This window comes from Collinsella sp. AF15-51 (assembly GCF_003462845.1).
GTDB lineage: Bacteria > Actinomycetota > Coriobacteriia > Coriobacteriales > Coriobacteriaceae > Collinsella.
Genome location: NZ_QRYG01000029.1, coordinates 1 through 14,449, shown reverse-complemented (window position 1 = coordinate 14,449; position 14,449 = coordinate 1). Strand labels below are relative to the sequence as shown.

Genomic DNA, 14,449 nt, shown 5'->3' with positions numbered 1-14,449 from the left:
CCCTTCGACGTCAGGCTGGGATCTGAGGGGAAGGCTGACGGGGAGGGCGGGGACCGCGATGGGCGGGGATAGCCCGATTATTTTCCGGTTCGACGAACAGCCGATCGTGTCAAATTTGGTCTAACAGAGCCAAAAGTATTGGGGGAGGGGCTCTTGGAGCCTACGATGATGACCATGGCACAGGGCGCGCGGGAGACGCGCACGGCCGCCACGGCGAATTCCGTCACTGCCGCAGCCGGTGCTGCGGGGGATTACCTTACAAACGAAGAAGCGTACAAGATGCTGCGCGGTGCCAACTCCGGCGTGAAGCCCGAGCTTGGGCACAGGCTCTACCGCGTTGTTAAGCGTACGGTGGACATTGTCGCCGCCGGCGGAGCCCTGGTGTTGCTCTTTATTCCCGGGGTAATTCTGAGCGTGGTCATTTGCATAAAGAGCCCGGGCGCCAGCCCCCTATATTCACAGTGGCGCGTGGGCCGCGTGCGCAAAGACGGCACGTTCTACCTGTTTAAGATCTACAAGTTCCGCAGCATGGTTCCCAACGCAGACCAAATGCTCAAGGACTTGCAGGCCCAAAACGAGGCCACTGGCCCCATGTTTAAAATGAAGCACGACCCGCGCATTATTCCCGGTGTGGGTAACTTCATTCGCAAGCACAGCATCGACGAGCTGCCCCAGCTCATCAACGTGTTCTTGGGCCAAATGAACCTCATTGGCCCGCGCCCCGGCCTGCCGCGCGAGGTTGCCCTGTACAGCGAGCACGACATGAAGCGCCTGGCGGTAAAACCCGGCTGCAGCGGTCCTTGGCAGGTAATGGGCCGCAGCTACCTGGGCTTCAACGAAATGGTTGAGCTGGATCTTCACTATATAGAGAATCGCAGCCTGCGCCAGGATCTGCGGTTGATATTCGGCACGCTGAAGACGATGTTCTCTGGGGAAGGTGCCGTGTAGCATGCGCATCGCCATGATAGGCCAAAAGAGAACGGGTTCGCGCGAGGGCGGCGTAGAAGTGGTGGTAGGCGAGCTTGCTCGCCGTATGGCAGACCTTGGTCACCAAGTAACCTGCTACGACCGTATGGGCGAAGGAGCTCCTTCCGAGCCCTACGAGAAGGATGGCTACCGCATCGTTCCCGTAAAGGCTCTGGACATCAAGGGGCTCTCTGCGCTCACGAGCAGCTTTGCCGCAACAAGGGCCGCCATCAAAGACGGGGCAGACGTAATTCACTATCACGCAGAGGGGCCGTGCGTCCCCCTTCGTTTTGCGCGTTCCACGGACATCAGGACCGTGGCAACGATCCACGGCCTGGACTGGCAGCGTGCAAAATGGGGCGGCTTGGCTTCCAAGTACATCAAGTTCGGCGAGGCGACGGCGGCCAAGTGCGCGGATGCGCTCATCGTGCTTTCCCGGGGCAATCAGGAGTACTTCAAGGAGGCTTACGGCCGCGAGGCTACGCTCATTCCCAACGGCATCACTCCCGAGGCGGATCTTCCCGCGAAGGAGATCTCCGAGCGCTGGGGGCTCACCCAGGGCTCCTATGTCCTCTACCTCGGTCGCATTGTGCCCGAGAAGCGACCGGAACTGTTGTTGGAGGCGTACAAGCAGGTAAAGACGGATAAGCGCCTGGTTATCGCGGGCGACTCCTCCGATACGGACGACTACGCCGTGGCGCTCAAAGAGGCTGCCGCGTCCGACCCCCGCGCGCTCTTTACCGGCCACGTTGAGGGCAACCTGCTCTCCGAGCTGTACTCCAACGCGTATTGCTACGCGCTCCCCTCCGACGTTGAGGGCCTGCCCATGAGCTTGCTGGAGGCCATGTCTCACGGTGCGGCATGCGTTACCTCGGATATTCCCGAGTGCGCGGATGTTCTGCAGGGTTGCGGGCTCACGTTCCCACACGGAGACGCGGGGGCGCTGCGCGACGTGCTTGAAGGCCTGATAGCGGATTCTGCCCAAGCGGAGAGGCTGGGCGCCATGGCACGTGACCGCGCGATTAATGGCTATGACTGGAACAGCGTCGTCCAAAGGACGCTTGCTTTGTATGAGGGTGTTGCGTAATGAAGATCCTTCTTGTAAATAAGTTTCATTGGCGCAAGGGTGGAAGCGAGACGTACTACTTTGCTCTTGCCGATGGTCTTCGCGCTCTTGGGCATGAAGTTGCCTTCTTCAGCATGGAGGATGAGCGTAATGAGCCGACTGAGTGGTCGCGTTACTTTGTAACGAATCGCGACTATAACGGACCGAGCTCTATTGTCGATAAGGCGAAGGCCGCGCAGGCACTTGTGTATTCCAAAGAGGCGCGCGAGAAGTTCGATGCGCTGTGCCGTGAATTCCAGCCCGATGTAATCCATCTCAATCTCACTCATAGGCAGATTACGTTTTCCATCTTGGACGCTCCTTGGCTAAAGCAGCATCCAACGCCGGTTGTGTATACCTCGCACGACTTGATTCTTGCTTGCCCGAGCTATCTTATGCTTGATTCCGAGGGCAACGTTTGCGATTCGTGTCTCGGGGGTCATTTTGGCAATTGCCTTAAGAAGAAGTGCGTAAAGGGTTCGATCGCAAAAAGCGCGTTAGCGGTGGCTGAGGCGGAGTGGCTTAAACGGCACAAAACCTATTCACGTCTCGATCGCATCATCTGCCCGAGTGAGTTCATGCGGAACAAGTTTATTGAAGCGGGGCTTCCCGAGCGTCAGCTTGTCCTCATGCGGAATTTCCTGAATCCCGATTCGATGTCACGGGAAGTTGCCAACCAAAATAATGAAGATCCCTACATGCTGTATCTGGGACGCCTTTCTCGCGAGAAAGGCGTGTTAACGCTCGTGCATGCTTTTGAGAAGGCGGCACCGGTGATCCCTGATTGGCGTCTTGTTATTGCAGGCGATGGCCCTGAATGTGATGCTGTGAAGGTCAAAGTTTCCGCAATGCCAAACGAAATAAGCTCGAGGATTGAGCTGGTTGGATATAAAACCGGTGACGCCCTGCGCGGACTTGTGAATCGAGCCACTCTGGCGGCTGCGCCGTCAGAGTGGTTCGAGAACGCGCCATATGCGGTTCTCGAGGCACTCGCCGCGGGCAAGCCCGTTATCGGTACGAACATGGGCGGAATACCCGAGCTGGTACGTGAGGGTGAAACGGGCTTCCTGGCTGAAGCCCACGATGAGGCAGGACTCGCAGATGCAATCCGTAGGGGTGCGGCGGTGGCCGTCGATCCTGCGGCTTACGCCGCGATGAGCGCGCATTGCCGTTCATTCGTGGCAGAGAACTGTAATCAAGAGAAGTACATCCGGAATCTCGTCTCCCTGTATCAAGAACTAATTGACCGGAAGGTGGTGGCCTAACCCATGGCCGAGAAGAAACTCAACGGAACCGTAATCGTAACGTACCGCTGCAACGCGCGCTGCACCATGTGCAACCGCTACAAGGCTCCCAGCCGTCCGGAGGAGGAGCTCTCCCTCGACGTGATCAAGAAGCTCCCGCGCATGTACTTCACCAACATCACCGGTGGCGAGCCCTTCATCAGGACCGACCTTGCGGATATCGTGCGCGAGCTGTACAAGAAGTCCGACCGCATCGTCATCTCCACCAACGGCTTCTTCACCGACCGCATCATCGCCCTTGCCGAGGAATTCCCCCAGGTGGGAATCCGCATCTCCATCGAGGGCCTGCAGCAGACCAACGATGAGATCCGCGGTCTCCAGAACGGCTTCAACCGCGGCTACGAGACGCTCAAGAAGCTCGTGGAAATGAAGCACCCGGACGTGGGCTTTGGCATGACTGTGCAGGATCGCAACGCTGCGGACTTGGTGCCGCTGTACAAGCTTTCCGACGAGCTCGGCATGGAGTTCGCCACCGCCAGCCTGCACAACAGCTTCTACTTTGTCGAGGCGAAGAACATCATTAAGGACCGTCCCATGGTGGCCCAGAACTTCGAGGACCTGGTAAACGAGCTCCTCAAGTCCAACGAGCCCAAGAAGTGGTTCCGCGCGTACTTCAACATGGGCCTCATCAACTACATCTATGGGCAGAAGCGCCTGCTCCCGTGCGATATGGCGTTCGACACGTTCTTCATCGACCCCTACGGCGACGTCATGCCCTGCAACGGCACCAAGGAGAAGCTCGTTATGGGCAACCTTAACGACGAGTCTTGGGATGAGCTGTGGGAGAGCGCCCAGGCCGAGAAAGTGCGCGGCTGCGTGCGCCACTGCGACCGCAACTGCTGGATGATCGGCTCCGTGTCTCCGGCCATGCACAAGTACATCTGGAAACCCGCGTCGTGGGTGCTGGCGCACAAGCTCAAGCCCGGCAAGAAGTTCGACATGCACGAGCTCCCCATCGTGCGCGACTACGAGTCGGGCAAGGTGACGAAGGAGGAGCTGGACGCTCTTTCCACCTGCGACATGCACGCCGCGATCAACGACGGCCTTTCCGACGCAAGCCGAGCCGACGCGCACGTGTACGAGACTGAGGAGGCGCTGTAGTGCAGCCGGGTGGAAAAATCGAATGCAAAAATTCAGAAATAGCGGTTGCTCGATATCAATCGGAGGAAACACGTGAAAGTATCCTGCATAACCAGGCACGCAATCTCTAATTATGGCTCCCTGCTCCAGGCATATGCGACACAACGAGCGGTAGAGAGCTTGGGGCATGAGTTCGAGATTATGGACTATGTACCTGCTTGTGAGGACGTATCCCAGCAGGTGAGGACGCTTCTTTCGACAAAGCCGTCCTGGAACGGGAACCCGTTGAAGAAGTCTGTCTACAGACTTCTGATGGAGCCTGAGACAAGGGTGGCGGGCAAGCGGTTTGCGCGTGAGCGTTCCCAGCTGCTTAAGATGAGCCCTCACTATGCATCCCTGGAGGAGCTGAAGGCTAATCCGCCCAAGGCCGATGTCTATATGACTGGAAGCGATCAGGTGTGGGGTCCCATCAGCTCGGGCGCATACGACCTGTCATACGCGCTTGAGTTTGCTCCCGAGGGCGCAAGGCGCATCTCATATGCGGCAAGCTTTGGTAAGAAGAATATGCCGGATAGCGTGCGCCCCAGGTTTCTCGAGGACCTTCGAGCATATGAGGCCGTGTTCGTACGCGAGGATGCCGCGCGCGAGCAGCTTGCCTCGTGGGGCATAGAGGCCGGACAGGTTGTCGATCCCACGCTGCTGCTTGATGGCGAGGCGTGGAGAAGGATGGCGGCACCTGCCCCGAAGGGCGAATACATCCTCGTCTACCAGATTCACAGCGACCCGACGGTGGGGCAGTACGCCGTGAAGGTTGCCAAAAAGCTTGGCTTGCCCCTGATACGGATCTCCGCAAGCCTGCACCAGGCCTCACGCGAGGGCAAGTTCAAGTGGTTGCCGACGCTTGCTGAGTTTCTCTCGTATGTCGACAACGCAGCATGCCTAGTCACGGACTCGTTCCACGGTACGGCTTTTGCCATAAATCTCAATACGCCGCTGGTAGAAGTGCTGCCCAAGAACGGAACCTCGAGCAGGAACGTGAGTATTCTGCGACTCACGGACCTCACGGACAGAGTGCTTCAGAATCTAGATGATGTCGAGTTAGCATCCAAGCAGATTGACTTTGGTCGGGTCAACGACGTGATGGGTGCGGAGAGGGAGAAGTCCCTAGCGCAGCTCAAGAGCATGATTGAGGAGTAGGGCATTGTCAAAGGTTGGCACTAGGACGGTATGCAAGAAGGATATGTGCGCTGGCTGTATGGCCTGCGTCGATTCATGCCGACATGGAGCGATTGCCATTGAGGATACGATTGAGGCGTATAACGCCCGTATTGATCCTACAAGGTGCGTGGGATGTGGACTGTGCGAGAAAACGTGTCCCCAGATGGTATCCCCATCTTCGTTGCGTCCTCTCGAGTGGCTACAGGGGTGGGCGAAAGATACATCGCTCAGGATGTCATCTTCGTCCGGGGGTCTGGCTACGGCCATCTCGGAGGCGTTTGTGGCGTCAAATGGATTAGTGTGTTCATGTGCACAGGAGGGCGGTGAGTTCCGGTTCCACCTCACTTCTGATGCGGATTATTTGAGGAGGGCCCAAGGCTCCAAATACGTCAAAAGCAATCCGCTTGGTGCGTACCGCGAGGTTAGGGAGGCCCTGCAAGGTGGTCAAAGGGTTCTCTTTATCGGTCTTCCTTGTCAGGTTGCTGCGATGCGTAACTTCGTTGGAAGCCGTTTAGCCGATTCCCTTTACACCATCGACCTTATCTGTCATGGTTCACCGTCCCCCAAGGTCCTGAGCCGATTCTTGGAAGAGACAGGTAACAACCTGTCTAATGAGCTGATACTGGACTTTCGAAAGAAAGTCCAGTATCAGCTCCGCTATCGCGGAGCTGAAACTGTGGGTAGGACGGGTGTCCGCGATCGCTACTCGATTGCTTTCCTCTCGGGTTTACCGTATACGGAAGGCTGCTACTCCTGCCGCTACGCCAAGGGTGATCGTGTCTCCGATATTACGCTTGGCGATTCATGGGGTAGCGAGCTTTCTGATGAGGTCGCGAACGGGATATCCCTCGCACTTGTGCAGACAGACAAGGGTCGAGAACTGTTAGAAATGACGGACCTTGAGCTTTTGCCGGTTGATCCTGGTCTAGCTGTGGCCAACAATGAACAGCTTCAACGTCCTTCGACGAAGCCTATAGAAAGAAATACCTTTATGGACGGCTTTCGTAACGGGGTACGGGTTAACCGACTCGTTCTCAGGGCGAGGCCAAAAGACTGCGCCAAGTACTTGGTCAAGGATATACTGCTTGCACTGGGTTTGCTCAGGGGTTAACACATCGAGAGCGTTTGCTTTAGGCATTAATGATAAGGTAATCCATATGTTGAGTAATTCCAAGGTGCCAAAGTGCGTCGTATTAATGGCGTCATACAACGGCATCCCATTTATTTCAGAACAAATTGACAGCATTCTCTCGCAGGCTGAAGTTGACGTACGTCTTTTTGTCCGTGATGACGGGTCATCTGATGGTACTCGTGATCTTCTGCAGCGCTATGCAGATGAGGGCAGTCTGACTTTGTTAACAGGAGAAAACCTAGGACCTGCTTTAGGGTTTTTGACGTTGTTGCGGAATGCTCCCGAAGCTGATTACTATGCGTTTTCCGACCAAGATGATATTTGGGATAGCGATAAACTGATAACTGCGATTAAACAGCTTAAGAAGCAGGAGAATTCGGCTCTTTATCATTGCAATTCAAGACTTGTAGATTCAGCTGGTAATGAGATGGGCCGGTTAACCTATGGGCAACAAAGGTGCATATCTTATCGAGATAACGACCCTCTCAACCAGCTTTGCATTGGGTCACCTATGGGATGTACGCAAGTATTTGATAGGCGTATTTGGGAAGTTGTTTGCTTGCATGAGCTGCCCCATCCCGTCATCATGCATGATAAGCTGATAGCTAATCTATGCGTGCTGCTGGGTTATCGGATTGTTTTCGATGCTTCTCCTCATATGGGATATCGCCAGCATGGTCGTAATGTGGTCGGTGTGAGTACTGATTTACCATCTAAAGTGATTGAGAAAATCAATAGTTTTTGTCATCCGCGAGAGATTACTCTTGCAAAGCAAGTTACTGGACTTCTTTCAACTTATTCCGACTGCATTCTTCCTCCAGAGCGTGCTCTTGGAGAGTTGGTATCGAAAATGGACGCTTCTTTCATGGCTAGGTGCAGGGTTTCTTTCTCTTCGAGGCTGAATTTCGGCAGTCTACAAGAGGGCCTTTTCAATAGATCTCTCCTCTTGTTTGGGAAGCGATGATATGAGTAAAAGCATCCCCAAACCGCACAATAGTGGGTACGTCCTAGCGCTTGCCTTTTGCGACTATCTCAAGGACAAGACCGGCACCCCAAAGGCTATTATGGCGAGTCAGCAGGCCATGGCGTCGCACGGCATAAGTTACGTCTATCTCCACTCGGTTAAGAAGACCCTGTTCAGGGACGACCAGATGCTATTTTGCGAATTCGGGGTTACGGTCGACGGGGTGGAGGCTGGTGTTTTCAGTATTGCCCAGGTGTGCGAGGCCCTTTGCAGCTGGCAAAAAAGCGGCTTCAGCCTTCTTGAGCTTCATATCCACCACCTTCTGTACGTGAGCCTTGAGAAAGTCTCCGAACTGTTAAAAGTTACAGGCAAAACACCGGTCAGGGCCTTTCTCCACGACTATTACCTGTGTTGTACAAGCTATAACCTCCAAAATAGGAGCGGCTTTTGTGACAGCTCAAGGCTCGGCGACGCTCCCTGCGAGAAATGCCCCCACTTCAGTAACAGCCTTCGTGTGGAGTCGAAGATCCAAGGGCTGTTTGACTCCATCAAAAATCTCCGTTTTGTTGCACCTTCGACCTATACGAAGAATCGGTTTCTCTCATTCAGGCCCCAATACGAGGGCCTTGTTGATGTAATACCGCACCAAAAGCTGCTTGGAGAGTATCTGGGCAACAGACGTCCTCTGAACGCAGGGGAGCGCATCAGGGTTGCCTTTCTGGGGATGCCGAGGAAGACAAAGGGCTGGGAGACCTGGCTTCGCCTCGTATCTGCGGTCGATGAACAAGAGTACGAGTTCTTCGTCTTCAACAGCTCGAACGATATGTATCCAGGGATGAACAAGCGGTTTGTCGAATTTGATGAGAAGCACCCAAATGCCATGACCGACTCTCTCAGGGAGTGCGAGATTGCCATCGTTGTCATGTGGCCATCTTGTCCAGAGACCTATAGCTACACCTGTATGGAATCTTACTCCGCAAACGCTTATACGATTTCGAGTGCATGTGCAGGCAATGTCGCCGACTTTGTCGTTGAGCATGGGTCCGGTTTGGTGCTGAATAACGAGGAGGAGCTAATCGGGCTGTTTAGGGATAAGAGCCGGCTTATCAGGGAGGTCAATCGTTTCAGGAGCGGAAAGCCTGGTCCGCTCGATCTTGTCGATTCAGATGAGATCGTAGACCTGCTTCCATGCTCCTCGGTAGGTCTCAACACGGGAGTTCACATGCACACGAGGCTGATTGAACGTGTGCTGCTGGAGGTACTCAATGCAAGATCATAGGCATGCGAGGCTCGTTATAAATAAAGCGGAGGAGCGGGCTGGTCGAAGAGGTCGTTGGTATCTCCCTAATAAGCAAGGCGTTCTAACCGTTTGCATGGGTGACCTGGCGGATGCGACGATCGTTATAGGTATCTTGGCGCAGGTTTTCTTCCTTGAGTACTATGGTCTGGGGCGATACCTCAACTGGGTAATTACCGGCATGATTTGCGTGAGGGCGCTCTTCTCCGGATGGAAATATAGCGGTAGAGCGCTACTACTTGGGCTGATTACCGTTGCAGGGTGGCTGTCTGGTGCCCTCTTGGGTGGCAATATGGAAACGTTTAGGGCGAATATTTTGCTGCTCCTCTACCCGTTTGTCTATACGCTTTACTTCTTTCTTTTGGTCACTAACAAGAGGGATTTTCTTCTTGGACTCTTTGATGCAGGTTTTCCGGTCTTCAACGCCATATTGCTTCTCAATATGGCGATCATGTTTATCCAGTACTCTACCCATGGGATGATCGCTGCGACAACGAACGACATCAGTTACTTCGAGGACAATATCTCCGGCCTGTTCTCTTATGCGTCCGTCCATGCGGTGGCCCTTTACACTTCATTCGTCGTGCTCTACAACTTCGTCTGGATTAGGAGGCTTCGGGGTCCTCTCTGGCCAACCCTTGCCATCGCTTACAACGTCTGCCTTATCGTCCTGTCCTTCTATCTTGCGACACTCAACGATAATAAGGCGCTCTTCATAATCCTTCCTCTCGTTTTAGTGATGTTCTGGCTTATTTCAGTCATGAGAGGAGAAGCGGATGTTTCGGGTCCCTTCTTTTGGCTTGTCGCCTTGTATTTTATCCTGACAATTGCATATGCCTTGGTGCCTGCGTTCCAGATCCTCGTGGATACGCAAGTGTTTGGTCTGTTCGATATGGTTGGCAGTTCAGCTTCCGTCGGTACTGCTGCCGACGGCAGTAACGAGAGGATTGCTATCATCGGCTTCGCTCTCTTGAGACCGGCTACATGGAGTCTCGGAGAGGGTCTTGGAGCCTCAAGCTTCTACGCGTCCGGGTTCATGTCGTTTAACCACTTTGGTCAAGCGGATATGGGGTCTTTCTTGATTCTCATGGGGGTTTGGGAGACGGCAGCGTATGTAGCGTTTTTCCACTCCGTGGTTAGTGAGTTTATAGAGCAGGAAAAAGGATCTAATGGCCGGATTGTTCGTTTGCTCCTTTTGCTAACAATTCTTATTACCTTTCTGTATACGCAGTGCTTTACAAGGGTGAACTGCTGCTTGTGCCTACTGCTGCTCTGTGGAGCGCTGGCTTGGTCGTGGAATTCCTCGGCTGCAGACTATTTGATTATTGATAGAGACGAAGAACAGGTTTGAACATGAAAATAGGCATTTCCACATTTACGCATGGGGACAACTATGGGCAGAGGCTCCAGAACCTTGCTGTCCAAGAAACTCTCAAACTCTCGGGTGCAGATGTCCTTACGTTCAGACAGAAGGACTCGAGATCTGCCAAATACAAGCTCAAGTCTTTGGCTTCGCTCATTCCAAAGGGGCTTGCCGTTGCCCACATCCAGAGGCATCGTTCGTTTGAGGATTTCAATTCCCGTAACATTTCCTTTAGCCGGGAGGTTATATCTGATTCCAACCCTCCACGTGACATTAAATCCTATGACTTTTTCGTTGCTGGGAGCGACCAAGTTTGGTCTCCGTATTCCCCTGACGCTAACTCCACTATGTTTCTCACGTTTTCGCCAAGAGAAAAGCGCATTGCTTTTTCGCCAAGCTTGGCAGCTCCGACGATTCCCGAGGAGAAGCGTGAGCTGTTCCACGGCTATTTCGACGGGTTTGATAGGCTGTCCGTTCGTGAGCAGAAGAGCGCCGAGCTTATAAACAGTCTGTACGGCTTAAAGGCCGAGGTGTTGATTGACCCAACACTGATGTTTGACGGCTCCTGGTGGGAAAGGTATGAAAAAGAGCCGCACTGCGGGCTTCCAAATGATTATGTATTGACGTACTTCCTCGGGAGTGCAGCTTACGAAGAGAGGGTTGCCGAAATCTGTGATTCACTTAGCTGCAAGAGGGTCGATTTACTAGGGGATGCGCGCTACTACGCCCTCGGGCCTTCAGAGTTCCTCTATGCCGTCCGTCACGCAAAGCTTGTAGCGACAGATTCATATCACGGATCAATTTTCTCGATCTTGTTCGGGAAGCCGCTGATTTATTGCCCTCGTGAGTCCACTGGTCCAGACATGAGCAGCCGATTCGACACGCTAGCCAGCGAGCTGGGTGTTTCTTTCGTTGAGCGGTCAATTCTTTCCGTATGTAATTCGGAACTGCTCGAGAGTGACTATTCAAAGGCGTATGACAGGTTGGCAGCTCAGAGGAAGATCGTTGTTGAATTCCTCGATAGATGTGGATTGAGCATTCCCTCGGAGGCCGCCCGTGGCTAGCCAGCGTAAGGCGGGCGCCCTCCTCGGCTACGCCAACATCCTCGCAAAGAACCTCGTCAACCTCGTCTACACGCCAATGCTACTGTCCTACGTGGGGCAGGCGGACTACGGCGTCTTCCAGAGCTCGAACTCCTTTGTCTTCTCGCTGACGCTCCTGTCCTTCGGCTTCTCCGAGGCCTACGTGCGCTTCTACACGCAGACGGTGGCGCACGGCGGCGAGCGCGACATCCGGCACCTGAACGGCATGTACCTCACGCTTTACGTCGCCGTCACAGCCGCGGCGGTCGCCCTCGGCATGGGCTTCTCCGCAAACGCCGGCGCGGTGTTCTCGGCCGGGTTCACCGAGGCGCAGGTCTCGCTCGCCCGGGAGCTGCTCGCCATCATGACGCTCAACGTCGCCTCGACGTTGTTCACCGTCGTGTTCAATTCCTACATCACGGCGCACGAGCGCTTCGTCTACCAGCAGACCAGGCAGCTCGTCACCACGCTTGCGACGCCGCTGTGCGCCTGGGCCCTGCTGGCCGCCGGTATGGGGCCCGTGGGCGTTGCCCTAGCACAGCTCGCGGTGAACCTCGTCCTGCTCGCCCTCAACGCGCGCTACGCCATCGTCGTGCTGGGCATGCGCTTCGAGCTCAGGGGCGCCGACTGGGGCGTCATGCGCGGCATCGCCGCCTTCAGTGCCTGGATCTTCGGTAACCAGGTCTGCGAGATGGTCAATCAGAGCGTGCCCAACATCATGCTGGGGGCCATCTCGGGCGCGACTGCGGTATCGCTGTTCGCGGTGGCCGTGAACATCCGCCAGGTCTTCTACTCGCTCTCCACCACGATGTCGAACGTCTTCATTCCGAAGGTCAACCGCATCGTCGCCACCTCGGACGACAACGCCGAGCTCACTCGCCTTATGACGCGCGTGGGCCGCTACCAGATGGTACTGTTTTGCTGGGTGTACGGAGGTTTCGCTATTCTTGGGAAGTTTTTCGTGACGAGGTGGGCGGGCCCGGGCTTCGCCGAGGCCTACTGGCTCGTGCTCGCCATGACGCTACCCGTCATGGTGCCCCTCTGTCAGAACGTCGGCATCGAGATCCAGAGGGCCAAGAACATGCACCACGCCAGGAGTCTCGTCTACCTTGCGATGGCGGTCGGGAACGTTGCCTTCACCGCCGCGGCCGCCCCGGCGCTGGGGCCGTGGGCCCCCGCGATCGCCTATGTCGTCAGCATCGTGCTCGGCAACGGACTGTGGATGAACTGGTACTACCAGAAGCGGGTCGGTCTCGACATGCTCTTTTTCTGGAAGCGGAACCTGCCGGTGCTGCTCGCCTGGGCTGCCGTCACCGTCGCCTGCCTCGCTGGCACGGCGGTCCTGCCCGTCAACGGATGGCCCGCGTTCCTCGAGTGGGGCGCCGTTTACAGCGCGCTTTTCGCCGTCGCCCTTTGGCTCGCCGTCCTAACGAAGGACGAACGTATCGCGGTCGTCTCTCGTCTCCCGTTCCTTAGATAGGGTCCATCATGAATGATTCCGAGAAATCCCCGAGGGTCGTCTCGCTTGGCGACCGTTGCTGCGGCTGCGGCGCGTGCGCTGCCCGCTGCCCCAAGTCATGCATCTCCATGGAACCCGATGATTGTGGCTTCCTACACCCCACCGTCGACGCCTCCGGGTGCGTAGGCTGCGGGGCGTGCGACGCCGTATGCCCGGCGCTCAACGCCCCTGGGGAGGACGGGTGCGAGTTCGCCCTCTGGGCGAAGGCTCATGACGTCGGCTTGCTCGATAGATCGTCGTCGGGCGGCGTGTTCGGTCTACTCGCCGGTGACGCTCTCTCGCGCGGCGGTGTTGTGGCGGGCGCCGCGTGGACGGACGGTTGCCGCGAGCTTCGTCACGTGCTCGTGGAGGACAGGCCGGCGCTCGGCGCCGTTATGCGCTCGAAATACGTTCAGAGTGCGGTTGGCCGCGGCGTCTTCGAGGGCGTCCGCGCTGCCCTGCGTGAAGGCAGGCCGGCGCTCTTTGCCGGTACTGCATGTCAGGTGGCTGGCATGCGCTCATACCTGGGGAAACTCGCCGACTCTGACCTCTTCCTCGGCGTCGACGTCATCTGCCACGGTGTTCCGTCTCCAGAGCTCTGGTCGCGCTGGGTCGACTACCGTGGTGAGGCCTTCGGGTCGGACGTCTGCGACGTCAATATGCGGAGTAAGACAACCGGATGGTTGTCTTACTCCGCTATGTACAAGCACATAGCGGAGAAAGACAACACCGGGGACACCGAGTCCCAGATATTCGGCAAAGACTGGTACATGAAAGCGTTTCTGGCCAATGCGAGCCTTCGTTCGTCCTGTCTGGCATGTCCAGCAAAGCGCTCCAGCGGCGCCGATATCACGCTCGGTGATTTCTGGGGGTTCCAGAATACCCATCCCGAGGTCGACAACTCCAAGGGCGTATCTGCCGTCCTATGCAATACCGAGAAGGGCGTGCGGGCATTCGAGGCTATTTCTGGGCTTACTGCAAACGGTCCGGCGACGCTTGATGGGGTAATCGCGGGCAACCCTAGCCTCGTCCATTCTGTCACGCCTTATCCAAAGCGCGACGAGTTCTTGAACGACGTGTCTGCCGGGCTTTCCATCCCAGATCTCATGGACAAGTGGGATTTCCGTCCCACTCTCTGGCAGCGTGTCCGCCGCAAGCTTGGTGGTATTAAACGACGACTAAAGAGACTCGTTGGAAGGAGAGCCTAGATGGCCAAGGATCGCTACCTTCAAGCTCTTCGTGGGCTTGCGATTTCCGCAGTGGTGCTTATCCACTGTCTTCCTCAATGTGCCGCGTCGGTCGCCATTCGCCCATTCCTCAACTTTTCTGTTGCGTTGTTCTTGTTTTTATCCGGTGTTCTTACCGACGAGCGCAAATTTAATGCGGGGGGTGTTCCTATAGTTTTGTCAACTGGGAAATGCTCTCCGTGCGACCGAATCG

Annotated in this window: 13 protein-coding genes; all 13 read left to right on the top strand. The window is 55.7% G+C overall.

Going from position 1 to position 14,449, the window contains the following annotated elements; genetic code table 11:
* Nucleotides 1–153 precede the first annotated feature (153 nt).
* A complete protein-coding gene (locus tag DWW51_RS09805; RefSeq protein ID WP_197032255.1) occupies nt 154–948 on the top strand; it encodes a sugar transferase in 795 nt (264 codons plus the stop codon).
* 1 nt (nt 949) lies between these two features.
* The gene (locus DWW51_RS09800; protein ID WP_117774370.1) at nt 950–2,053 is read left to right on the top strand and encodes a glycosyltransferase family 4 protein; all 1,104 of its coding nucleotides are present in this window, start codon (nt 950–952) and stop codon (nt 2,051–2,053) included.
* On the top strand, nt 2,053–3,336 hold the full coding sequence (locus DWW51_RS09795) for a glycosyltransferase family 4 protein (RefSeq protein WP_117774369.1): 1,284 nt from the start codon (nt 2,053–2,055) through the stop codon (nt 3,334–3,336). Before DWW51_RS09800 ends, DWW51_RS09795 begins: the two co-directional genes overlap by 1 nt.
* A gap of 3 nt (nt 3,337–3,339) precedes the next feature.
* Nucleotides 3,340–4,476, top strand: coding sequence for a radical SAM protein (locus tag DWW51_RS09790; RefSeq protein WP_035138273.1), 1,137 nt, complete (start codon nt 3,340–3,342; stop codon nt 4,474–4,476).
* 72 nt (nt 4,477–4,548) lie between these two features.
* Nucleotides 4,549–5,652, top strand: coding sequence for a polysaccharide pyruvyl transferase family protein (locus DWW51_RS09785; protein WP_197032254.1), 1,104 nt, complete (start codon nt 4,549–4,551; stop codon nt 5,650–5,652).
* Between the two features lie 43 nt (nt 5,653–5,695).
* Entirely contained in the window at nt 5,696–6,784 is a 1,089-nt protein-coding gene (locus DWW51_RS09780) for a Coenzyme F420 hydrogenase/dehydrogenase, beta subunit C-terminal domain (protein WP_343000871.1), read from the top strand.
* A gap of 46 nt (nt 6,785–6,830) precedes the next feature.
* The gene (locus DWW51_RS09775) at nt 6,831–7,769 is read left to right on the top strand and encodes a glycosyltransferase family 2 protein (protein WP_117774366.1); all 939 of its coding nucleotides are present in this window, start codon (nt 6,831–6,833) and stop codon (nt 7,767–7,769) included.
* Between the two features lies 1 nt (nt 7,770).
* The gene (locus DWW51_RS09770) at nt 7,771–9,048 is read left to right on the top strand and encodes a hypothetical protein (protein ID WP_055287332.1); all 1,278 of its coding nucleotides are present in this window, start codon (nt 7,771–7,773) and stop codon (nt 9,046–9,048) included.
* A 94-nt stretch (nt 9,049–9,142) separates the two neighbouring features.
* Nucleotides 9,143–10,417: a hypothetical protein gene (locus DWW51_RS09765; protein ID WP_117774365.1), complete on the top strand. Its 1,275-nt coding sequence runs from the start codon at nt 9,143–9,145 to the stop codon at nt 10,415–10,417.
* Between the two features lie 2 nt (nt 10,418–10,419).
* Nucleotides 10,420–11,493 (top strand): polysaccharide pyruvyl transferase family protein, encoded by a 1,074-nt coding sequence (locus DWW51_RS09760; protein ID WP_117774364.1) that lies wholly within the window; start codon nt 10,420–10,422, stop codon nt 11,491–11,493.
* Nucleotides 11,486–12,991 carry a lipopolysaccharide biosynthesis protein gene (locus tag DWW51_RS09755; protein ID WP_117774363.1) on the top strand — a complete coding sequence of 502 codons (1,506 nt, stop codon included), beginning with the start codon at nt 11,486–11,488 and terminating at the stop codon, nt 12,989–12,991. The genes DWW51_RS09760 and DWW51_RS09755 overlap by 8 nt, the downstream gene beginning before the upstream one ends.
* 8 nt (nt 12,992–12,999) lie before the next feature.
* The gene (locus tag DWW51_RS09750; RefSeq protein ID WP_082421943.1) at nt 13,000–14,217 is read left to right on the top strand and encodes a Coenzyme F420 hydrogenase/dehydrogenase, beta subunit C-terminal domain; all 1,218 of its coding nucleotides are present in this window, start codon (nt 13,000–13,002) and stop codon (nt 14,215–14,217) included.
* On the top strand, nt 14,218–14,449 hold a 232-nt coding region (locus tag DWW51_RS10415), incomplete at its 3' end, for a hypothetical protein (protein ID WP_231501638.1).